Genomic DNA, 23,709 nt, shown 5'->3' on the forward strand with positions numbered 1-23,709 from the left:
GAGTGGTCTTTTAATGAACTTAGTGTTATTTCTTAGCCTTCTTCGCTTTAACTGGTTTGCGCTTGGAATTGGTTGTGGGTTCAGTAACTTCAGCCACAACTGTTGTTTCTGTTGCACTGGTAGTTTCAGCGTTGTTGAAATCACCAATGAGTTTGGTCTTTAACAGTTCCACTACCTTATGGAATGAATCTAAGGTAGCAGCGTCATAACCAGCTTGACGGGTAATATTGAGTTCTAAATCACCCACAGCTTCCTCCATTCTTAAAGAAGTATCCATGAAGGTAATCGGTACACTCATCATGAGGTAAGTGTGTGTGGTATTGTTGTAAACGTTAAAGTTAGCATACACATTAACCGGGTTAAACAACACCTGCTTTATCATCTCCTTATCTAACTGATTAAAGTTAAAACTAGCGTCTTTTTCAGTGTAGAGCAAAACGTTGTTCTGGCGGTTACTTTCAGTTAAAGATTCGTAAAAACCAGTGTTAATTAAGGGGAAATCGCTTTTAGTTAAGAACCAGTGTTGGTCACTAACAGCATCAATAATAGCGACTAAGCAAGCCACCTTTTCATTTTTGGAAGTACTTCTCTTAATGGCACTTAACTTAGCAAAGTTAAGCGTTTGACCATTCTTGTACTGTACCTTAAATTGCTTGGGAACTAACTCAAAGTTATAGATGGTAGCAGGGTAAAAAGTCGGTAGAATATCCGCACTAATTGGACCTTTTTCAAACAATTCAAATTGCTCAAACTGCTTGTTGTTTGCCATCTTTTGTAACCACAAATCAGTACGATCTTGACGGTTGACCAAATGAATTAACTGACTGCGTTTGTACAAAGCTACAAAGTTAATCACAAAGCTCAACAGCAAGGTAAACCCGCCTAAGGCAATTAGGAAAAGAGCTGCCACTTTAGGAACAATTGAACCCTGACCAACATAGCTGTAAATCCCTAAAGAAAGGGCAATTAAAGCAAAGACACCACAAAAACCAACAACTCTTGTAAATTTATTGAACTTTTCAGGTGTTAAAAAGAACTTTTGAAAACGAGTTAGCTCTGGCATGCGTATATAAAAGATTGTAAGAAAAGATAAGTTAAACACAACGCTGGAGTTGTTTGCCCTACAGAACGTTTCCCTAAAAACTGCGCCTTGCCAAACTGCGCCCGGGTTTGACAAAGCCGTTCATACAGTTCAACTAACACCCCATCGAGCTGCTTGTACTGCCTTTTGGTGCGGTTTACTAATTGCAAGAAGCTTTTACAAAAGTAATACAACAAATCCCACACCCGTTTGTGACCTAAAGTAATTGCTTTAGTTTGTATCAATTTTTCGGTGTGTTTAACAAGGGTTTTCACCACGGTAATCACATCCTTGTTTTCTTCTAACAACAGGTATTCTACAGCCTCCCACCAAGTTAGCACAGCATTGGTTTCACAACCCAACAAGTTGGAGTGTTGCTTTAAGACTGCAATAAAGTTTTGCGGGGTTTTACCAACATCGTTGAGGGTGGTAAAACACTGAAAGCTATAGGTGCCCAAATCGGGTTGCAAGTGGTTGAGCTGCTTTTGCAAGTGCGCGAGGTTAACTAGGAGCTGATCGACAAAACTAGCAAACTTAACTGTTTGTTTCACTGTCTTTTTCTGTATCCTTCTCAGTCTTCTTATTTAACTTAGCTTCCTTGGCTTCTGCCTTTTGTTTGGCTTGCTGTTCTTGCTTTTGCGCTAGGATCTCTGGAGGGAGTTTAGTGTGTTCGTGAATGTAATCGATGTCACTCTTTAAGATGGTTTCGGCAATCAACAAGGCTTCAACTAACAATTCCAACTCCTTACGGTTCGTTTTAATAATGGTACGTGCCTTCTTGTACTGTTCTTCAATAATGGCGTTAATCTCAAAGTCAATATCCTTTGCTGTTTGCTCAGAGAACAGTTTGGTACCTGGTGGGACGGTACCTTGACTAGGTACATATTGCACTTGCCCTAACTTGGACATTCCTAACTGGGTAACCATGGCACGGGCAATATTGGTCGCCTTATAAAAGTCCGAGGAAGCGCCAGTGGTAATTTCTAGGGGACCGTAAATTTCTTCCTCTGCAGCACGGCCGCCCATGGCTGTAGCAATCATCGCTAACAAGTCAGATTTACGCTTTAAATTGAGATCGCCACTCTTAGGGGTTGACAAGGTATAACCACCCGCTTGACCCCGGGGAATAATGGTAATCTTTTGCACTTCATCGTTACTGTGAACATGGAGGCCAACCAAAGCATGACCTGCTTCGTGGTAGGCCACTAGTTTACGATCAGCATCACTGACCACCCGAGATTTTTTGGCAGGACCAGCTATGACCCGGTCAATGGCTTCATCAATGTCGTTCATGTTGATCGTGGTCCGGTTATCACGGACTGCTAACAGGGTAGCTTCATTAATGACGTTTTCCAATTGAGCCCCACTAAAACCAGGGGTACGTTTAGCAACATCCAATAAGCTAATCTTGGAAGACAAGTTCTTGTTCTTGGCGTGCACTTGTAAGATGCCTTCGCGTTCCTTAATGTCGGGAAGGTTAATCTGGATGTGACGATCAAACCGACCTGGGCGTAATAACGCATCATCAAGGACATCCAAGCGGTTGGTAGCAGCCATCACCACAACACCAGTGCGGCTAGTAAACCCATCCATTTCCGCTAACAGTTGGTTTAAGGTTTGTTCGACCACCGAGTAGGAGGACAACTCCACGCGACCCCGTTTAGAACCAACCGAGTCAATTTCATCGATGAAGATAATACATGGGGCCGCTTTCTTAGCCTTATTGAACAAGTCCCGTACCCGTTTGGCGCCCACACCAACCAGCATATCTTCAAAGCCAGAACCCGTGGACTGGAAGAAAGGCACACCAGCTTCACCAGCAACAGCTTTCGCTAACAGCGTTTTACCCGTACCAGGAGGGCCGTAAAGAATAACACCGCGTGGGGAACGAGCGCCCATTTGGGCATACTTCAAGGGGTTTTTGAGGTAATCAACAATTTCCAGTAACTCGTGTTTTTCTTCTTGGAGTCCCGCAATGTTGTCAAACCTCACCGAAGACTTTGCGAGTTTAGCTTGGGTCTTACCAATTGAGAAGATGTTGTCCTCCTCACTGCGACCACCACCAGAGATACCGCGAGCAGAACGTCAAAAGAGTAAGAAGAAAATGACAAAGATAATAATTGGTAGTAGGCCAAAGAAGATGTTGAGCACATCACGTGCTCTCGTATCAGGAGCAACAAAGGTACCGATGTCATGGAGACCTTTAATAGAAGCTAATTCAGTGCCATTGTTACTTTTTTGGTCTTGGGTCATCATTCCATTAACTATGGCCTTTCCAGTTGACTGATTAATCGAGAGGTTTGCTATATTAAAGATAGTTTCCCCACTACCATTAGTAGCTTTGTGGGCAGTTACTACTATGGGATTTATCCCTTGGAAACTAATGGAAACCTGCAGAATGTCATCGGTGACATAGGTGGAATTATTAATTCTTTGGAAGGTGTGTTTGCCTGATAAGCCTTTGATTTGAGCCGAAAGTGTAGTTCCACTAAGCTCCCACTTTTCAATTACAGCCGTGGTAGCCCTTGGCATTAGGATATAAACCAAAATACCAATAATAATGGCTAGGATAACCACTCACCAAAAAATCTTTCACGCTGTGCGTTTGGGAAACTGCGGTTTTTCGCTCGTAGTCGCCTCGTTAAGTCCTTTATTTTTTTTCATTTGTTGTTGTTTGTTGGGTGATTTGACTGGTTTTTATTCTAACAACACTAAGGGTAACTAATACACCCACTGCTGCAAAACCAGCCAAAGTTAGAAAGGTAATTAAGATGATTTTTTTGTGCTTTTTTACCAGGGAAACCAACACACTAAACCATCGCATAAAATTCTAAATAGCGCGACTTAATTATCTTCAGGATCAAAGACACCAACATAGGGTAAATTGCGATAAAAGCCCTGGTAGTCTAACCCAAAACCAACCAAGAATTCGTCTTGGTTTTTAAAGCAAGAATAGTCCACCTTAATGTCAGCTTCCCTGGGTTTGAGCTTTTCAATGAAGCTCACTAAGATCACACTTTTGGCCTTTCGGGTGTGGAGTAAGTCCAATACTAATTTAATAGAACGACCACTGTCGATTATGTCTTCTATTAAAAGAATGTCCTTGCCTTTAGGGTCATGGGACATATCTAGGACAATCTTCGGTGCTTCTTGTTGGCGACTGCCACCATGGTAAGAAGCGACTGCCACAAAGTCCAGTTGTAAATCAAAGGTAAACTGACTAATAAGTTTGCCCAAAAAGGGAATACAACCCTTCAAGATCCCTAATACTATGACCTGTTTACCAGCAAAATGTTCATTACACCATTTGAGCGCAGCGTTACAACCCGCTTCAACCTGTTTTTGATCAATGATGATAGATTTAATGCCCATTACTTTAATCTTTGTCGTTCCACTAACACGACCGCTAAACAACTAATTTCATTCGAATTCAACGGTTCACGTACCTTGAGGTTAATTGTCAGTTCGGTAATCCGTAAAGCCGTACAAATAAAGTCAAAGATGGCATGCTTATAGTCATCCATCTTTTGTTGTGAGGGAATTTCTAAGGTGATATCAATGTTATTGATGTACCAGTTCTTGCGAATAAAGTTGTAAGTCCGTGCCAAAATACGGGGCGCTTCTTTACGCGGATTACCCTTTAAAGGGATCTGGGTTTTTTCTTTATTGAAGACAATTTGTCCATCACCTAAGGCAGTAGCACCAAATAAAGCATCAGCTACTGCTAGCTGGATAACGTCACTGGCGTCATCACTAGCATCGTGGTCATAAATGTACTTGGAATCTTCTATTTCCACCCCACCTATTCAAAATTTATTCTTCTGTTCTGCTCTCGGTTTAATGCGGTATTTTTTCTTACCTAGGCCAACTCTAAACTGCATCGTGGTATCTGTTAATTATACTTTTGCCCACCCCCTTTTCCTTTTATGTTGAGAGCTAAAAAAGACAAAGCTTGGCAGCAGGTTTTATTTAGATCAAATCTCAATTGGGAACAGTAAATGATTGGTGGCTTAAACCAAATTAAAATGAAGGCAAGCTTGAATAAATTAGTTATGAAGAGTCTTAAAGTAGCACTCATTGGTTCTGGTGCAGTGGGCACCAGCTTTCTCTACGCTGCTATGAGCCGTGGTTTAGCGAGTGAATACATGGTTATCGACATTAACGAAAAATCCCAAGTAGGGAATGTTTTTGACCTCCAAGATGCTGTACCATCATCACCGCAATACAGTAAGGTAATTGCTGGTGATTACAAACAACTCAAAGATTACGACTTTATCTTTATTGGTGCTGGTCGACCCCAAAAGCAAGGTGGGGAAACCCGGTTACAACTCCTTGAAGGTAATGTCGAAATTATGAAGAACATTGCCAAAGCCGTGAAGGAATCGGGCTTTAAGGGCATTACCTTAATTGCTTCCAACCCAGTCGACATTATGGCTTACACCTATTTAAAGGTAACGGGGTTTGAACCGAATAAGGTAATTGGTTCTGGAACCTTACTAGACAGCGCCCGGTTAAAGTTTGCGATTGCTGAAAAATACGGTATGAGCAGCAGGGATGTCCAAGCATATGTGTTAGGTGAACACGGGGATAGTTCAGTAAGTATTATTTCCTCCGCTAAGATTGCTGGCTTACCACTCAAACACTTCTCGAAAGCAAGTGATATAGAAAAAGAATTTGCTGAAATTGACCACTTTATTCGCCGTCGAGCTTATGAAATCATCGAACGCAAAGGAGCCACCTTTTATGGCATCGGGGAAGCAACTGCCGAAGTAGCAGAATTAATTCTCCGCGACACTAAAGAAGTACGAGTAGTAGCATCGTTAATTAATGGCCAATATGGTGCTAAAGATGTAATGTTTGGCACCCCTTGTGTCTTGGGACGCAATGGTGTGGAAAAGATCTTGGAAATTGAATTGTCTGCTACAGAAAAAGCAGGCTTGGACAAATCAATCCAAGTATTGAAGGACAACATTAAGTTAGCTAAACTATAAGAATTAGTTTAACTGTAGACATAAATAAACTAGTTAACTACTAGAACAAAACAAGCATGCTGACCCATTGGGGTTGATGTGCTTGTTTTGTTTATTAAAAAATAGGCAAACTTTTTGGCGTATTTGTCAAATTCATTCAATTTATTAAGTGGGAGCAGGAAGACCGACTTTTGTTGAAAGTTTTTGCTGCTCCCGGCCAACTAGAAAAATATTTAAATTCATACATCTTAGTGTTTACAACTCAAACTAATATTCTTCGTTAGTTTTCAATATCGTTAAAAAATATTTTTTAGCCGTCTGCTTGTCAACTTGAGCAGATGGTTTTTTATTTATTTGAAAAGAATAAAAATACCAGCAACTCAACCTTAAAGATTAAATGCTGGTATTTTTAGTTTGAGTTGGAATTATTTAGATTCCAATTTGTCTATACGTTTGCCAAAGTCTATTAAGGTATTGTTAATTGATTCCAGGCTTTTAAGCACAAGACTTTCAAAGCGATCCATGCGGGCGTTCATTGCTTCACCCTGAATTCGAAAGCCTTCTCTAACTTCTATTTGGAATTCTTTAAATTCTGCCTTAGTAACATATCTTTGATCAAACTCAACTAAAAGCTCTTGTTTAAAAACTTCTAGTTTTTTGTCCAATTGTTTATGGGTTACGTATCCGCTTTTGCCTTTTTCCATATGGTTTAAATTGCCATAAAAGCCCATGTTATAGCTACCATCAGATAGATCTTCGATTCAGGCCTTTGCTGTTTTAATCTTATCTTTTTTCAAATTTCTTTTGAACAAAGTAATTGAAATTTCGCGTTTAATGGTCAAAACCTCCTTTCTTTACAGGATTTAAAAAAACAGAAAGCTTTATATGAGTGTTGGGCCAAATTTAAAGAGGGTCCAATTTTTCAAAAAATGTTAATCATTTCTTTTAAGCTCCTTTACTAAATAAATGGAAGCGGTTATTTAGAAGTACCAAGAAAATGAATTTTTAAATAGAAATCTGTAAAGAATGAAAATACCAACAGCTAACTGAATGTTAACTGTTGGCGTTTTCTGTTGAAGAAATGTTATTTCTTGTATTCAAGCCTATCTAAACGTTCGTTGATGGCTTGAAGGCTCTGAAGCACAACTTTAAAAGTTTCTCTAACTTCTACTTTGAAGTCTCTCAACTCCGCTTCAATGTTTGCGAACCTTCGATCAACCATGACCTTGTATTCCTCAAACTCTTTCCGGGTAACGTACTATGTTTTTGGCTTTTTCACTTTTCGTTGCCAACGTTCCTTAATTATAACATCAAAAGTTCCGTCTGGCAACGGAATCCAATTTGATTTTAATTCAAGAACCTCACACTGACTTCTAAACTTCTTGTATTCCCTTTCGGAATATCATTTGTTATTCAAAGTCAAAACCCCCTTTCTTACTTAAGTAATTAGAAAAAGAAGTAGACACTACCGAATTCCTTTTAGAAACAACAAATGTTGATGCGAGAACCAACGCAACAGATGCCTTTGCAAACGCGAAAGACTTATGCCCATAAGGGCTAATAAAAATGAGTTCATATGAGATTAAAGGGAGTTTTTACACTACCCAAGGTAATTAAATAGTGTTAAAGAACAATATAAAAGCCACCCGAAGGGTGGCTTTTCCATATACACAGAAAGCGAACTAAATAAATAGGTTGTCCCATTCCGCTAACTGCAGTTTTATTATAAAAGAAATAACTAACCTTCGGAGTGGCTTTCTTTCTATACTGAGCAGGAGGCGACTAAAATAGTTGAATAATTCTGTCTACTGCAATCTAGTTATAAAAAACTCACCTAAAAGGTAGTTATTAACACCAAAAAAGCTTTTTAGAAGCTTTCTTAGTTTCAATTAAATAAACTCAGTGAATTAATTAAGCTTAACCAACTAACTTAGGCTTTTTCTTGAAGATAACGTTTAAGTATCAACTTCATGGTTTTGAATATCTTCTATCAATGCTTAAAGGCGGTAGAAAACGTTAGCCCACTTGTACAGTGCATTTTCAAAGAACAGTTCATTACTACGCTTTACCAACATACTGATTTCACTGAGGTTAGTGTGCTTGTTTTGCATAGTTTTAATTTTGAGCTCATTCTTATGACTACTTCAACCCTCATAAAAGCCCTTAAACTGATTGTTAAACTTCGTAATAAAGTACTTAGCATCCTTGTACTTGCTCGCCTGTTTTTCAAAGTCTAAGTCCCTCTGTTCCTTGGTTTCGTAAAACTTAATTTCGAACTTCAAACTGTTTAAATAACTGTCCAACAACTTCTTTAAGATCTTGTCCTTGGTGGTTTGGTACAAGTTAACAAAGAACGATTGGAACACATAGTCATCTAACTTAACAAACGCTGGCAGCATCTTTTTGTCAAAGTGTTCGTTCTTGAGTAGTGGTAAGCACACCTGTTCTAAGGTTTTATAACCGTTGAAGTCAAACTGGTTTTTGTCCACTAAGTCCTTAATTCGTTGAAAGACAAACCAAAGGTTTAACTCGGTGGAAATACTCCTGCCATCGCTGTAGATTGATTGGTACATGTGGTGCCGGGTAATTAAGAAGTTTTCAATTAAGGGCAAGCACTTATCCTTAAAGAAGATTTCGTAAATCCCCTTGACCTTGACACAGTCCATCTCCTTAATAATCGTTTGGTAATCTATCAAGGAATGACTGGTACCCGTAAAGTAGGAATCGCGCAACAGGTAATCCATCCGGTCAGCATCCAAGTCAGATGAAATTAACTGGCGCATCCAGTAGTTGGATGGCTTTAACTCCTTGTTTTCATCAATTAAAGCAGCTACTAGTTTAGGATCAATCTGGTTCGCCTTTAAGATTGATTTAATCGGTTCACTGTTGACAAATAAGGTTGTAACTTCTTCGTGGATAAACAGCTCCTTCTTAAAGTTAGGGGCTTTGGCAAAGTAAATCTCAAAGGCATGGGAATGCGGTGCATGACCAATGTCGTGCAGTAATCCCGCTACTAACACCGTTTGCTTTTTGTTTTCATTAATCGGAGCAAACGCGGGGGTGTTTAAGATCCGCCTTAACAGTTCATAAACCCCCAAGGAGTGGGAATAACGCGTGTGCACGCCCCCCGGATAAAAATGAAAGTTAATTCCTAGCTGCTTAATGTTACGTAAACGGCGAAACGCTTCCGTTTCCACCAACTCATACATCCACTTAGTTTGTTGGTCAAACAGCACTTCCCCTAAAATGGGATCTTTAAAAAAGATTTGTTGCATGAATAAATTCTTGAAGCAGCGCTAATACCTGAGTCTTACCGTGCAGCACCATGATGCCCGCCAAATCAGGACCATGCTCTTTGTTGGTAAAGATCAACCGTAGTGGCATAAACAGCTTTTTGCCCTTCAGATTAAACTGTTCACCAATTTGGGTTAAGGTACTTTTGACATTGTCCTTCGTCCAATCAGGTAGGGCTTGGAGTTGTTCACTCAGTTGTTGTAGGGCTGGTTGGAGCTCTTTGAAGAGTTCACGGTGCTTAACACTTAAATGCTGCACCCCTAACTTGGGGGCAAAGGTTTCCTTAATCAGTTGGTTAATTTCAATGCCAAACGCTAGTTGGTTTTTGAACAACAGACTGACTTCTTTGCGCTTGTCCTTGAGGTAATCAAAGTCAATCGTTAAGTAGTTATCAATAAAGTTAAAGTAGGCATTATCACTCAACTCCTTAATGTAGTGCGCATTAATTCACTGGAGTTTCTTAATGTCAAAGAAAGCGGGGGCGCCCACTACTCGATTGACCGTAAAGCTTTCAATTAGTTGGTTGATGGTAAAAAACTCGCGGTTAAAGTCCGAATTTCAACCCAGTAAGGCCAAGAAGTTTACCACCGCTTCTGGTAGGTAACCCTCTTGTTTGAACTGTTCAATGAACTGGATCGTTTTGGTATCACGCTTAGACAGTTTCTTGCCACTCTTGTCGACTATCACCGATAAATGACCAAAGCGGGGAATCTTTTGATAGCCTAAGGCTTGGTTAATTGCTAGTTGGTAAGCGGTGTTGGAAATGTGTTCCGCCCCCCGCAACACATCGGTAATTTCCATGTCATGGTCATCAATGACTACGGCAAAGTTATACGTGGCAATGCCATTGGCCTTCAATAAAACAATATCGGTGAGGGAGTTCCCGGGAATAGTAATCTTGCCCCGAACCTGGTCGTTTCAGGCAAACTCAGCGTCCTGGTTAATCTTTAAGCGAATCGTGAAGGGTACTTGGTTGTCTAAGTTTGTTTGAATGTGCTTGGAGTGTAAGTTGCGACACGTTCCCAAATACTTCGGGGTTTGGTGGTGTTCTAAAGCCAATTGGCGTTCGTGTTCTAACTTTTCTTTAGTACAGAAACAACGGTAGGCCAAACCCTTGCCCACAAGTTCATAAGCTAGTTTTTTGTAGGTAGCCAACTTTTGACTTTGGATGTAAGGCCCATAATTACCCGGGTTGTAAATTGATTCATCGGGAATAATTCCTAACCAGCGCAAGTTTTCTAGTTGTGATTCAATTCCCCCTTCCACATTGCGCTCAGTGTCAGTGTCCTCAATCCGGATAATAAACTCGCCGTTAAAGTGTTTTGCTAACAAGAAGTTAAAGATAGCAGTACGCGCACCCCCAACATGAAGGTAACCGGTAGGGGAAGGGGCATAACGGGTTCTAATCTTTTCCATCGCTTAAATGTGGTTTAAGGCTAAGATACAAACGAAACAACTGGGTCGGGGTTAACTCTTGGGCTCTAACCGTTGCCGCCAAGTCCTGTTGTTGTAAAACATTAGTTAACAAGGTGGGTGGGAGAAGCTGCTTGAGGTTATTGACTAACAGCTTGCGGCGCTGGTGAAAACACTGTTTTAAGAACCGGCCAAAATGAGCTTCATAGGCTACTTGGGGTTTCTTTTTTAACAACATTAACACCGAATCCACTTGGGGCTTGGGCTTAAAAGCAACCTTATCAATTTTAAAAACTGATTTAATTTGCAAATGGTATTGGCAAAACACACCAAAGGCACTATAGTTAGGCGAATTTACCGGTGCTACTAACCTTTGACCAAACTCCCACTGGCACACCAGCACAAATTGTTGTAGTTTGGAAGCCAAAAAGTTAGCAATCAAAGGGGAGCTAATACTGTAGGGAATGTTGCCACAAAGCAAAGGTATAGTGTCAGGAAAATACTGATCCAAGTTTTGTTTTAAGGCATCACCAATGGTTAGTTGTTCTTCAGTTAAGATTTCGTTGACCAAGAGGTATTCCGCTAAGCGTTTATCCAACTCTATGCCATGGTATGGTAGTTGTAACTTGAGTAAAGCCTTGGTTAACGCTCCCTTACCCGGCCCCACTTCAATTAAGGCCGTTGGGTTGAGACTCTTAATTAACCGACAGGTTTTGGCAATTACACTCTGGTCAACCGTAAAGTTTTGCCCTAATTTGCGTGAAGGATAAAAACTATTCACGTTCTAACATTTGTTCTAATTTGGAATACGTTAACCGTCTTCTGGTACGCCTTTTAACAATAAAGAGGTGGGTTAGATAAGACTGGAGTAAGGTAAACAAGGCATTTAAGAACCAGTACACACCCACACCAGCGGCACTAAAAGCCGTAATAACAGCAAACACAAAGTAGAAAATTAACTGCATTCGCTTTGTTTTATTGAGCTGTTCAATGCTCTTTTGCGAATGCGCTTTAGCATTCTCATTGCGTTTGCTAGCCCAAATTTGGGGCAACTTTTGCGAGATAAATTGCACTGGTAAAACAATGATTAAGAAGATAATAAAGGTTCACCCGGTACTGGTAAAGTTCGAGAAGATTTCCGTTAACGGTACCTTAGATAAGTCCCAGAAGTTAAACAGGATAATCGCTTTAATTGGTCTTAAAGTCGTGACAATCCGGTAAATAATGAGGAAGATGGGTAAGGTAACAAAGACCTGAACAAAGGAAGCAGAAGACTTAATGTTGTGCTTCTTGTACAAGGACATGATCTCCATCTGGCGGTTGCGTTTGCTCTGTAAGTCCAACGCCCCTTTGTACTTGGCATTAATTTCTGCTAATTTGCCCTGGACCTCGTTCATTTTTTCTAACGCCAGCGTGGAGTTGAGGGTAATCACTATGGTAATTAACCGTACTAGGAACAACAACACAATCAAAGACAAGATCATGTTGAAGCCCAATTCCGGACCGCTACCTAGAGGAACCCTGGTAGCGTACATAATCGGCAACACTATTTGCGATGCTGGTCAGACAAACCAACCATAAAAGGGACCATACGCTAAGGTATAGTCACTAAAGGTAAAGTAGGGCCCCACATTATTGGACTGCAAGTCATACCGGTAGTCCCCCGTAGTACCAAAGTTATAACCAATTTCTAACCCCGAACCTAACAGTTGGTTGGTTCCCGTTCAGGGCTGTGCTAGGGTTTGGGTACAACCCCATAAACCTACTATGGTTAAAAAGATAAAGATCGCTACTTTAAGGACTTTAAAGATAATGCCCCAGGCCTTTTTGAGATTTTTGAGGCCGTTCTTTTCGTTAACAACGGCCGCTGATCAAAAAGGGTTAAAGGTGGTTTTGAGCTCTTTATGCTTCTTATTTAGGTTTAGGGGCATCGAGTTCTTGGAGCTTTTGGCAAAGGTTTAAAAAGATCGTTTGCTTTTCTTTAAATGTTAATTCAAGGAAGCCTTGATTAATAATAACCAAAACATCAACAGCGTTTAAATTGCAAAACTGTTCCCGCATGATCGCTTTAACTTGCCGTCGAATTAAGTTGCGCTCAACCGCTAACTTGTATTTGGTCTTTGATATCGAAACCGCTGCCCTTCAAGTGCGGACGCGGTTCGGCATAAAGTAGGCCATCAAAAAGGTCGAGAAGAAGCGTCTTTTACTCCTTAGAAGGGCAGCAAATACTTTACGATCACGGAGGTGGTGCTTGGTCTTAGCGCTCACTGGATACGGTGAGTTGGGCGCGTTGTTTTTTTCTTCTTAACTTCAATACTTTACGACCAGAAGCAGTGGCCATGCGAGCTAAAAAGCCATGGGTTTTTGCTCGCTTTAATTTACTTGGTTGATATGTACGTTTCATGATACAGCGCTAAGTATTATAACTAAGATAAAGGACGCACCAATTCGTTAGACACTATCTTACCATCGGAGATCTTAATGATCCTGTTAGCGATCCGCGTTAACGTTTCATCGTGGGTCACCATTAGAATAGTTTGCTTATATTCCTTATTGATTGCTTGTAATAAGGCAATAATGTTTTCGGCTGAATTACTGTCTAAAGCCCCCGTAGGTTCGTCACAGAGCAACAAGCGCGGTTCTTTAATAATGGCACGGGCAATCGCCACCCGTTGCTTTTGACCCCCCGACATCTCGTACGGAAACTTGTACAAGATTTCCTTAATGTCGAGTTTAGCCGCTAACTCCTCGATGTCTAAGTGGCGTTGTTCTTTAGGAATTAGGTTTTGCGAGATGGCAATGTTGTCATACGCACTTAAGAGTTCTATGAGGTTATAGCGTTGGTACACATAACCCAGGTTTAACTTGCGGTAAGTTAAGAGCTGTTCGGTGGTACATTTTTCCAAGGGACAATTGGCCACCACACAGCTGCCCAAAGAAATTGAGTCATAACCGCCTATTAGGTTTAAAAGGGTAGTTTTCCCCGAACCTGATGGACCTAAAATAATCACAATTTCCCCATAACCGATTTCTAGAGAAACATCGGATAAGATAGCAATCTGTTCCTTGGAGTCCTCCCCGTGAACGTGCTTTCACATCTTGTCAATCGAGATCACCATCCCTTGTTTTTGCTCGACATAAGGAGTGCGGTAGGGGGCTTCCAGTTTTTCCTTTCACTGGGAGATCAACCCACCCTGCTTTTTCGGTTTTTTGGGTTTAGGTGCCTTGGTGGTCTTCGTGGGTTTAACTTGTTCCGGTTTAACTGCTTTCGCCTTCGGTTCCTTAACTTTTTTCACCTTAGCGGGTTTGGCCTTCTTTGTTTTCTTGTCTGATGCTAAATAATACTCAAAGGTGGCCTTAAAGCTGTTGGCCTTAACGTTTTCTAATATATCAACACACTCGTCCCAGACAAGTTCTTTCTCGGTTTTCTTTTCTGTATCTTTCATCCTAGAAGCCCTCCTTTAGTTCCGCTGAACGCAGTTTAATTCAGAAGTAAGAACCTATTACAAAGATGGTAGCACCAAACAGGACTATCCCCACCATGTAAGGTAAGAATTCAAACACGTTGGTTAAAAAGACCTGGGCAACCCCAAAGACTAGGGCTTGTACTCCTACTAGTAACCCAGCTAAGATAGCAATCGAGATTAATAACGAAAGTACAAAAGCGGGAATAAAGAAGCACAAGAGACTAACTAAGTTTTGACTATCTTTGTAACCAATCGATTTTAAGGAAATAAAGATCCGTTTCATTTCCTCTAACATCGAGATCCCCAAGACCACACAGGTAATAAAGATAAAGGGAATAATGGTGCCCAACAAGAACCCATCAACTTGGTTCACGGTATTAAACAACACCTCAGCATTATTCCTGATAATTTGAGCACTAGCACCAGCGGCATCTAATTTGAGAGCTGGCACCATGATGTTATCGCCAAAGATACCTCTAGCACCACTAGCTAATGATTGAGTTGAAGATCATTCGCTCGTATATTTTTCGATAACCTTTTTTCTGAGGTTTTCATAGGTCATGCTATCCACACCATTCTCACCCTTTTCCTTAGCCAACTGCTTTAAGATATCCGGATCACTTGGTAAGATTGAGGTAATAATCTTGTTTTCCTTACCCTTAACGAGGTTAGTAAAGTTATTACCAAAATCCGTAAAGTTACCCCAGACACCAATGTTGGAGTTAAGTACTAGCGCTTTACTTACCAAAGAAGGGTTGAGTTCCTTGGAGAAGACCCCGTTAAAGGGAACATAACCAGTTGGCTTGACGTACTCAATCTTGTACTTGTCTTTGGTGGTAGAAGAGGTACTTCCACCCCCACAAGAGCCACCGCCAGACGAAGTACCACCGCTATCATCGGTGGATTGGCCGTCCTTCACCACATCCTTAATGACCCCGCGGCCATCAAAGCCATTGAGCTTTAACAAGCGGTTGGCAATGTTTTGGTTAATATACAACTCTTGGCCAAAGGCATCGGTAGATACCCCGACAACCCGGAACTTCACGGTTGGTGTTTTAGGTGGGCTCTTTAAGAACTTCTCTGAATAGCGGGTCGCAGTGTTCTTGGGTTGAATAAAGATGAAGTCCCCGATCTTGGTGTTATTAGCGTACTGAAAGCCAGCGTTGACAATGACATTCATCTCACTGTCAGAGCTAATTAAGCTCCTCAAGGAGTTACCACCGCTGTCAGTGAGGTTGACAAACTTGGAATCGGGACTAATTCCCGTTAAGGTGTAAGGGGAATCAGGATTCAACTCGGTTTCCTTAAAACCAAATGGTCCTTGAACATAGGTGTATGTCTCCTCTATTTGTGGATCAACCGGGACAATCCCGTACGTTAACTTCGAGTCTTGGTAGGACAACTCCGGATCACCATAGACCTTAGTAAGGAATTTAAGGAATTGTTCGTTAAATTTAACTCCACCAGGATTGAAGACGTTAATCTGGGTTAATACCCTAGCGGCATCCAACTGAATAAAGTTAGTCCGAGGGTTGCGGGTTAAGAAACCATTATTGTTGAGGTTATTAAAGTAGTCATCAGTAAGAACCGCAATTAAAAACTGGTCACTGGAAGCCGATAACAATTGGGTAATTTGTTTAGGAATGGACTTCTCGACAATTTCCCACGGGTTAATGTTGGCACCACCAACGCGAATTGGGAAGTCAATGAGCCACTTCGACAACGAAGCATGACGGAAGAAGTTTTCGTCAGTGTTTAATTGTTGGGCACCACCAAAACTTGGGAGAAGGAGGTTACCGAGTTCGATTTCCTTACCATTATGCTTGATTGGGTTTCCGCCCCTATCACTAATCTTTAACTCTTTGAGGTTGTATGGGTGTTCTTTGTCGTTGCCTTGCTGTTGTTGCTGCTGTTGCTGTTGCTGAATTTGATCACCCTTATCTTTATACAAGGCCTTAATCCCCAAACTATCATCAGTTTGACCAAACCGGGAGTAGGGTTGGATTGCATACCAGCCGGATTGTTCTGTGGGGGTTTGCAAGTTCAACCTATAGTTAAAGTTGCGGTTTAAAACGGTGTTGGACTGCGCTGCCCCAAACTTTTGCGGGATGGTACCGGCAATCCCAATTAAAAGCAGGGCAATCGAACTTAACCCCACATAGGTAAATAACCGCGATAACCGGGAAATAATCAAGGACACCCGGAATTTACCCAAGGGAGTCATGGTGTAACTCTTGCGCTTTAATAAGTGCAAGAAGACCGAGAACTTGGTTTCATTACCCTGGTCAATCAGGACATTAACCGGTTTACTAAAGAGCTGTTTAAAGGCTATTCAGCTAATAAACTGGAAGATCACAAAGATCAACAGCATTGATCCAAAGAAGGAAATCCAGTTAAAGCTGTTGGCCGGTAGGGCTATAAACCAATACCTGGAGATAATCCCCTTAACTTGTCTTTCTAAAAGGAAGGCAAATAAGACCCCAAAGAAGGATGAGGCCAAGGCTACTATGCCGGCAAACACACTCATGCCGGCAATAAACTTGGCTGTGGAGAACCCACCAGCGCGGATAATTGAGAACTCCGTTTGGTTCTTCTTAATAAAAGACTTAATTAAGAGAATGGTGAGGTATAAGGCCAAGATGGATAAGAAGGCCGCAATGACCACACTGGCAATGGCTAAATAGTTCTGCACTAAGTCCGGGAAATAGTTCCGGGCTGTAGTTAAGTACTGGAACTTGGAGATGTCCTTAACGTTAAAGGCGAGATCACTGTCAGGGACGTTGAGATAGCCCTTTAACTTAGAGGCCACCACCTGGATCGGATCTTGGCCAGGGAACTTCGCTTTAATGTCATCCGACTTAAAGGCGTAGTAGTTCTCCTCACTAGCAGCAGGCACAGCAAACAAGACACTGCGGTATCCCTGCTCATTGAGAAAGATTAAGCCTTCATCCTGGGAGTTGGGCAGCGGTGAGTTTGTGGACAATACCGGATAACCGGTTTCTACCGACTCCCCAACCCCTAGAATGGCAAAGGTTAACCCGTTAATTGAGAACTTGTATTTGTCCGGTAAGTCATTTAACCAGTTGGGTAAATTCTTCGGGTTTTCTAACGCTTCTTTTCAGGAGTATTCCCCTTCTAAAGGTAATACTTCCTTGTCGTGTTTAAATAACCATTGCTGGGATACCACCGCACCGTGGGCTTCCGGGGTTTGGACTACCAAGGACTGTTGGTCGGTGGGTAGTGTTAACGGGTTAACCCCGTTTTTAAAGATAATCGGGATATCTAACTTTTGGCGGTTAGTTACTACCAGTTCATTCGGATCTTGAAACTCCGGGGTAAAGTAACTCAATAAAGCAACATAGTTGTTAGCGGCTTTACTCTTACCTGTATCATCTAAAGCCTCAAAGCCTTTTTTATCTAATGTAGACCACTGCTTAATGGCATTGGTTAAGGTATCAGGAATACTGGAAGCCTCGGGGAGTTGGGCTTGGGCTAAGATGTTAGCTAGTTTGGGGTAGATTTGGAATTTGGTAGAAGTACTCTTAGTATCACCAGTTGAAGAGGAGCTGGAGGAAGAAGATGCATCTGCTAACTGGGTTAAAGAGTCCGTTGTGCCTTGCGTAGTTTTGGCTGCTGCTTTTTTCTTTTCATCTGTTTGAGTAGGCTTAAACTCATACTCAACCTTTTCCAAGAAGCCTTCACTGTTACTCTTGCCCCCATATACCATGTCTAAAGGATTGCTTTTTTCCTTGGCAAGCCAAGACTTAAAGTCAATCCCTTCAATAATAGAAAGGTCGTTGTACTTCTGGGAATCCTTATTGGAGACCAAGAAGGAAGCGGATTCTTCGGAGCTAACATTGGTAGCAATCGCTAAGTTTTGCCGGGAAAACTCCAATTCCTTTAAGGCTTTCGCCTTTAAGAAGGCATCGCGGTATTTTTCTAATAACGCGGTGACCTTCTTCACCAGGTCTTCCTGGAAGATGCTTTTTCATTGGTGTAAAAGGGCAGCATAAACGTTATTTAAATTCTTTTGCGGAGTGTGGTTTTCGGTGCCAATTTTGTCGAATTCAGTTTGGACATCACTAAAAGTTGGATCTTTTACACCGTCATCTGCACTACTTTCCTGCTTATCTTGTTGTTGCTGAGCCAACGCAACGTTCGTTTGTTGTAATTGCGGCTTGAAAGAAACAGAAGAGCGAAGTGCAATCAAGCTAGAGGGATTGCTCTGAGTGCCAGACTTAGCATCGCCTGATTGTGTACTAAAAATCGTATTCTTATCACTATTACTAAACCCCGGTAAAGAATCTAAGATCGTTTCCTTTTCGGCTTTAACCTTATTTTTGAGCCAGTCCTTATTGATGTTAAGCTCAAACGATTTGAGGCTATTAATCTTCTTCTTGAGGTTATAGTCACCAAAGGAAGAACCGCTAGAAATAGTTTCTGCTTGCTTTTCTAATCAGTCAAATTCTTCCTTATCTAAATGAGATAACTTACTTGTATCTAAAGTAAAAGTTAAGGAGAAAGATTGTTTTTCTTTTTCCTCTTTTTCTTTTTGGAAGACCTCTATTATTTCTTTAAAGGGATTAGTCTCTAACCAAAACTGGGAACCCGGACTAATCGGGAGCACAATAGGTACATTAGCGTACAGATTGGGAAACCAGTTAGCAGCTTCTTGCCCTCCGGTAAATAGATAAGAGGTACTTAGTTTACTGGTTTCGCTTTCTCCACTGCTACTACCAGCTTGAGTTTCATCACTTTTAAACCAAACTTTGTCTTTATTATTGGTAGTGTATTGTTCTTCTACATTACTATCTTTTTTGGGCTCCTCGTTATTTGTGGTTTCTTTAGCATCAGTCATCTTGGCCTGAGCTGCTAACGGTTGTAAAACTGTTGTGGCACTACTCGCTTGCTTGATTTCTGATTCTTTTTTAGTAGTTTTCTTATCCTCACCCTTCCCTTTATCACCAGGAAAGCGAGCAATCCCAGCGCGCAGGGGAATCCCATCCAGAATTAAACCATCGACAAAGTAACCTAAAAGGTTACCTTCTTTGTCATAAATCAGGTTTTGGGGATCGGAAACCGTATTTTGGTTTAAGTTATTACTTTCTTGATCGGTTCCAGTAAAAGAATAGGTATTTTGAAAGGAAACAGCTAAACCCTTATAGATCCGTTTTTCGGCAATGTTGGCTTCCCCGTAAGCTTTCAAAATGCCTCTTTTACGAGCTAAAAAGAGTTTGTCTTTATCGTTAACATCACCTTTTCGTGGGTTATTATCTGATGATTTGGTGGTTGAATCTTTCTTTTCAGAATCACTCCCAAAATCAGATTCTTGGTAGGGCCAGATAAAGTTAATCTTCTTTTCGGTTAACTTGATTTTGGAAAAATGTCTTTTTTCTTCTTTAAGTTCCGTTTTATACACCGGACTACTTTCTTTAAAGATAGCCGGTGCTACTATGTCAGAAGAATTCGTTTTTTGAACAAGGGCAGTATAAGTATTAACAAGGTTATTACTTAACTGAAGAATCGACGTTTCCAGGAAGATAATGCTGAAAAGGACGAAAATAATCCCAAAAAGTAAAAAGAAGAACTTTTTGAGTGACTTAAAGATCTGTTTAAAAAACGAAAACATTTAGTTTAAACTCAGTTAATTTCGTTAATAGTCTTGGGTCTTTGGTTAAGATAATCAGCCACAATCTTGCCATCGTGGATCTTAATGACCCGTTTAGCTAGCTCCACAATCTTTTCATTGTGGGTAACTAATACTATAGTAGTGCCCTTATCGCGGTTATACTCCACAAAGAACTGGAGGATCTTTTTGGAAATATCCACGTTAACAGCACCAGTTGGCTCATCACCAAATAAAATACGCGGCTCTTTGATTAGTGCCCGCGCAATTGCTACCCGTTGTTGTTGTCCCCCAGAGAGCTTGGTAATCTTTTTATTACGGTGCTCTTTGAGCTCCAACCGCTCTAACAGCTCTTCCAAATTGTTGTTATGGCGCTTTTTAAAGGGAACTGCCAGTTTAATGTTGTCATCAACGTTCAGATCCCTTAAAAGGCCATACTGTTGGAATATATAACCTACGTTTTTATTCCGTAGTGATGTTAATTGGGCATCATTACAACAAATAGTACTCCTACCACACACAAAACTCACCCCGCTAGTAGGTCGGTCTAGGGCGGAGATTAAAGAGAGTAAACTAGTCTTACCAGAACCAGATTTACCCAAAATAACCACAAACTCCCCAGGGGCAATTTTGAGATCAATGTGATCACAGATTAACTGGTTTGTGATCCCATTGGTCACTGCCTTACAAACGCCCTTGAACAAAACATCGTAATGTTTAGCCTCAGGGTCTTTGTAGTGCCGTCTTTTAGGGTGCTTCTTATTTAACTTAACGATTAGCTTTGACGCTTTTTTACTTTGACAAAAATCGGGTCATTGCAAACAATAATCGAGGCTTCGTTTATTTTTAGCATTTAAAGACATTGAAACATGTCAGGTTTAACAACGGGACAGGCCAGTTTCAATTAAACACTTAAAGAATTATAAAAGGACTAAATTACCAAGGAAGTGATAATGTCTTGGAGGGAGTCGTCCTTCTCAATCATTTTAGCAACCCTTTTAACTGCAGCCACCACTGTAGAGTGGTTCCTTTTAAAAATTTTGCCTATTTGTTGGAACTGCATCTTGTACTTTTCCCTTAAAAGATAGTTACAAACGTCACGAACACGAACTAACTCTGCTTTACGGTTCTCAGACAAAACACTGTCCACCGGTACATTAAAGCGGCGGCAAACGTTTTCTATTAATAAATAAGGATCAAAGCTCTTTTTGTGGAACTTCTCAAATTCCTCAAACAGGATTTCCTTTAGATTGTCGTTGTTAATCAGGTTTTGCTTAGTTGTTTTGACATAAAACAGCAACTTAGTCGCAATCCCGTTTAAAGAACGAACATCGTTACCAGATATTTGCGCTGCCTTTTCGCGTGCTTCATTGGTAATTTGGATGTTGGGATCCTTTTCTTTGAGCTTAACGGCCAAAATTTCACACAGGGAGCTCAAATTGTGTTTTTCAATCTTTAACAAGAGTCCCGATTTAAAGCGTGATACCATCCGTGGATCGATGTTGGCCAACTCATCGGGGGTTTTATCGGACACAAACACAATTTGCTTGCCCTTACTTACTAAGTTATTAAAGATGGAAAAGAGGATCTCTAAGGTTTTTTCCTTTTTCCCGAAGATCTGAGTATCGTCAATTAAGAGTAAATCCAATGACTCGTAAGCAGCCTTGAGCTTTTCAATGCCTTGATCCTTGTCCTTTTGGTAAAAGGCATTGACAACCTCCTGGGCAAAGTCACTCGATACCACATACTTTACCTTAGCGTTGGGAAAGTGGAAGAACTTATCATTCCCAATCGCTTGGAGTAAGTGGGTTTTACCCAGACCAGTCTCCCCATAGATAAATAAGGGGGAGAAATCAGCGTCCTGAGTTTCGCTAATCCGTACACCCGCTTCATAAACCCGGCGGTTGCCATCACCAACCACAAAGTTTTTAAAGGTAAAGTTTTTGCTTAGCCCCGAACTTTGGTAAAGCGTTTCGCGGTTATCTTCCTCTAGTTTGGCTAAATTGATAAAGAAGTCCTGTTCGTTGACAAACCGAACTGCTCTAATGTCATCGTACAGTTTGCTAGCTAACCCGACAATATCAGGGTTGCTATTGAGGGTTTCACGGGCAAACTCATTGTCCACAATCACAAAAAGGACATTATTTTTTAAAGCAAACCGTTTAAGATTCTTAATGTACTTGTCATAAAAACCTAAAGTAGTTTCGTATTGCTTTTTTAAAAGAAGTTTAAAAGCACTAAATTGTTCCATTACTCTTCTATTACCTGATCAAGAATCATCGTTAAGATCCGCGAAATCGGAATGTTAACCGCTTTAGCATAACGCTTAACCTTATTCCAAACACGGGTACTCGTATAAAAGTGCACCCCGGTGGTTAAGCGTTCTTGCCGTTCTAAGGGAATAATACCGGGCACTTTCGCCTTTGGTGGTGGTAGATTTTCTTCTTCCTGCAATTTATTAGATGGGCGAGTAGTCTGCTTAACTTGTGGCTGTTCAACCGCTGGTTGTGGTTCTGGTTGGGGAACAGGTTCCACAATTGGTTGCGTAGCCTCCACCTGAATATTAGATGTAGCTACTGGTTGTTGATTAAAGTTAGTGGTTGTAGGTTGTTGAAACTCATTTAAGTGCACTTCTGCAGTTTGGTGAACTGGTTGGGTTGGAACCTGATTATTAAAGTTAGTTGGTTCTGATTGCGGTTGCACATTAACTGGTTGGGTTGAAGTTTGTGGTTCTTGTTTGGGAAACTGGTTAAAGGATTTCACAAACTCATCGCCAAACTTGAGTAATGGTCCAAAATCAAACTGGGGCATGTCCTTAGAAAAGAACTTTCTGTCTTGACTAGATTGATTTGCTTTAGTTTGGTTAGTTAGATCATGTTGGGGTTGGACAACCGGTTCTAGTTTTAATTGTTGTTCTACCTTTTTAACTTCTTGAACAGTTTCTGCATCATCTTCATCCTGAGCTAGGTCAAAGAAGAAGCGTTTCTTTTTACTGATGGCCATGGTTGACTAGGTTAAGAATTTCTTTAGTAATCTCTAAATATTCAGTTTGGTACTTCTTGTTGGATGTTGGTGATACCAAAGAGATAGGTAACTTTTCATAACCAACAGCAGCAGATGACTTAGATGTTAAAGATACAAAGTGTTCTGAAAAAGCAACGTTGTTCTTGTGCGCTTTTGATTTCACCAACTCAATCACATCATTGTGTAATCTGGTGCGCATATTGACCTTGGTTGGTACCAAAATGGTTTTTAAGTTGGGGTTCTTTTCCTTAAAAGTATCAATCGTTTCGACAATCCGCATTAAACCCAACATAGAGTATTGATCAGGTTCAAACGGGATCACAATCACATCAGAGAGGCTCATGGCTGTGGAGACCAAGGTAGCCATGTTAGGCGGTGTGTCTAGTAAAACAAAGTCATACCTGCGGGTGAGTTGTTTAACTATTTCCGCAATATCAGAAGCCTTGTACTTTTTGCGAGCAATATCAATGTCCGCAAAATTTAACTCAAAGTTACAAGGCAAAATGTCTAGTCCTTCATAAACGGGCAACAAACAGTCATCAATTTCAATTGAACTGTTGGCGCCGTTAAACTTAGGCACTTTTAACAAAATATCAATTAAGGTGTTATTTAATCTTTCTGGATTTTGTCCAAAAGAGGCTGAAACGTTGCCCTGACCATCAAGGTCTAAAATAACTTTCCGTTGTTCAGGGCACAACTTTACAAGCGAACCAGCAACGTTAGTGGCCATGGTTGTTTTTAAAACGCCACCTTTGTTATTAACAAAAGAAATAATCATATGCGCGCGTATAAGTTTGCTTAAATTCTAATATTTATTTAGTATTATTCCGGTAT

Annotated in this window: 19 protein-coding genes; 1 reads left to right on the forward strand and 18 read right to left on the reverse strand. The window is 40.8% G+C overall.

The window, feature by feature from the left end; all coding sequences use genetic code 4:
- Positions 1-25: 25 nt before the first annotated feature.
- From F539_RS03780 to F539_RS03800, 5 genes are all read right to left on the reverse strand, one after another.
- Positions 26-1,063 carry an MPN670 family protein gene (locus F539_RS03780; protein WP_010875027.1) on the reverse strand — a complete coding sequence of 346 codons (1,038 nt, stop codon included), beginning with the start codon at positions 1,061-1,063 and terminating at the stop codon, positions 26-28.
- Positions 1,051-1,632, reverse strand: coding sequence for a hypothetical protein (locus F539_RS03785; protein ID WP_014575052.1), 582 nt, complete (start codon positions 1,630-1,632; stop codon positions 1,051-1,053). The genes F539_RS03780 and F539_RS03785 overlap by 13 nt, the downstream gene beginning before the upstream one ends.
- Complete coding sequence (gene ftsH / locus F539_RS03790; RefSeq protein WP_010875028.1) at positions 1,616-3,745, reverse strand: ATP-dependent zinc metalloprotease FtsH; 2,130 nt, start codon at positions 3,743-3,745, stop codon at positions 1,616-1,618. The genes F539_RS03785 and ftsH overlap by 17 nt, the downstream gene beginning before the upstream one ends.
- Positions 3,746-3,925: 180 nt before the next feature.
- On the reverse strand, positions 3,926-4,453 hold the full coding sequence (hpt, locus tag F539_RS03795; RefSeq protein ID WP_014325673.1) for a hypoxanthine phosphoribosyltransferase: 528 nt from the start codon (positions 4,451-4,453) through the stop codon (positions 3,926-3,928).
- Positions 4,453-4,962: a 2-C-methyl-D-erythritol 2,4-cyclodiphosphate synthase gene (locus F539_RS03800; RefSeq protein ID WP_014325674.1), complete on the reverse strand. Its 510-nt coding sequence runs from the start codon at positions 4,960-4,962 to the stop codon at positions 4,453-4,455. Before F539_RS03800 ends, hpt begins: the two co-directional genes overlap by 1 nt.
- A gap of 171 nt (positions 4,963-5,133) precedes the next feature.
- Between F539_RS03800 and F539_RS03805 the strand changes: the two genes are divergently transcribed.
- Entirely contained in the window at positions 5,134-6,072 is a 939-nt protein-coding gene (locus F539_RS03805) for an L-lactate dehydrogenase (RefSeq protein WP_010875031.1), read from the forward strand.
- A gap of 404 nt (positions 6,073-6,476) precedes the next feature.
- On the opposite strand, the gene F539_RS03810 is transcribed toward F539_RS03805, so the two are convergent.
- From F539_RS03810 to F539_RS03870, 13 genes are all read right to left on the reverse strand, one after another.
- On the reverse strand, positions 6,477-6,863 hold the full coding sequence (locus F539_RS03810) for a DUF16 domain-containing protein (protein ID WP_017532720.1): 387 nt from the start codon (positions 6,861-6,863) through the stop codon (positions 6,477-6,479).
- Between the two features lie 1,185 nt (positions 6,864-8,048).
- On the reverse strand, positions 8,049-9,326 hold the full coding sequence (locus F539_RS03815) for an HD domain-containing protein (protein WP_014325676.1): 1,278 nt from the start codon (positions 9,324-9,326) through the stop codon (positions 8,049-8,051).
- On the reverse strand, positions 9,307-10,761 hold the full coding sequence (gene gltX, locus F539_RS03820; RefSeq protein WP_014575057.1) for a glutamate--tRNA ligase: 1,455 nt from the start codon (positions 10,759-10,761) through the stop codon (positions 9,307-9,309). Before gltX ends, F539_RS03815 begins: the two co-directional genes overlap by 20 nt.
- Positions 10,748-11,539, reverse strand: coding sequence for a 16S rRNA (adenine(1518)-N(6)/adenine(1519)-N(6))-dimethyltransferase RsmA (gene rsmA / locus F539_RS03825; RefSeq protein ID WP_010875036.1), 792 nt, complete (start codon positions 11,537-11,539; stop codon positions 10,748-10,750). Before rsmA ends, gltX begins: the two co-directional genes overlap by 14 nt.
- Positions 11,532-12,689 carry a membrane protein insertase YidC gene (yidC, locus tag F539_RS03830; protein WP_010875037.1) on the reverse strand — a complete coding sequence of 386 codons (1,158 nt, stop codon included), beginning with the start codon at positions 12,687-12,689 and terminating at the stop codon, positions 11,532-11,534. The genes rsmA and yidC overlap by 8 nt, the downstream gene beginning before the upstream one ends.
- Positions 12,670-13,026, reverse strand: a complete 357-nt coding sequence (gene rnpA, locus F539_RS03835) for a ribonuclease P protein component (RefSeq protein WP_010875038.1) — start codon at positions 13,024-13,026, stop codon at positions 12,670-12,672. The genes yidC and rnpA overlap by 20 nt, the downstream gene beginning before the upstream one ends.
- Positions 13,016-13,162: a 50S ribosomal protein L34 gene (rpmH, locus tag F539_RS03840; RefSeq protein WP_010875039.1), complete on the reverse strand. Its 147-nt coding sequence runs from the start codon at positions 13,160-13,162 to the stop codon at positions 13,016-13,018. The genes rnpA and rpmH overlap by 11 nt, the downstream gene beginning before the upstream one ends.
- A 22-nt stretch (positions 13,163-13,184) precedes the next feature.
- Positions 13,185-14,204, reverse strand: coding sequence for an ABC transporter ATP-binding protein (locus F539_RS03845; RefSeq protein WP_014325678.1), 1,020 nt, complete (start codon positions 14,202-14,204; stop codon positions 13,185-13,187).
- 1 nt (position 14,205) lies between these two features.
- On the reverse strand, positions 14,206-19,854 hold the full coding sequence (locus tag F539_RS03850) for an ABC transporter permease (protein WP_014575059.1): 5,649 nt from the start codon (positions 19,852-19,854) through the stop codon (positions 14,206-14,208).
- Positions 19,855-19,859: 5 nt separating this feature from the next.
- A complete protein-coding gene (locus F539_RS03855; protein WP_010875042.1) occupies positions 19,860-20,714 on the reverse strand; it encodes an ABC transporter ATP-binding protein in 855 nt (284 codons plus the stop codon).
- 68 nt (positions 20,715-20,782) lie between these two features.
- Positions 20,783-22,102 carry a chromosomal replication initiator protein DnaA gene (dnaA, locus tag F539_RS03860; protein ID WP_014325680.1) on the reverse strand — a complete coding sequence of 440 codons (1,320 nt, stop codon included), beginning with the start codon at positions 22,100-22,102 and terminating at the stop codon, positions 20,783-20,785.
- Positions 22,102-22,854 (reverse strand): hypothetical protein, encoded by a 753-nt coding sequence (locus tag F539_RS03865; protein ID WP_010875044.1) that lies wholly within the window; start codon positions 22,852-22,854, stop codon positions 22,102-22,104. The genes dnaA and F539_RS03865 overlap by 1 nt, the downstream gene beginning before the upstream one ends.
- A complete protein-coding gene (locus F539_RS03870) occupies positions 22,841-23,653 on the reverse strand; it encodes a ParA family protein (protein ID WP_010875045.1) in 813 nt (270 codons plus the stop codon). The genes F539_RS03865 and F539_RS03870 overlap by 14 nt, the downstream gene beginning before the upstream one ends.
- Between the last annotated feature and the right edge of the window lie 56 nt (positions 23,654-23,709).

This window comes from Mycoplasmoides pneumoniae FH (assembly GCF_001272835.1).
Lineage (GTDB): Bacteria > Bacillota_I > Bacilli_A > Mycoplasmatales > Mycoplasmoidaceae > Mycoplasmoides > Mycoplasmoides pneumoniae.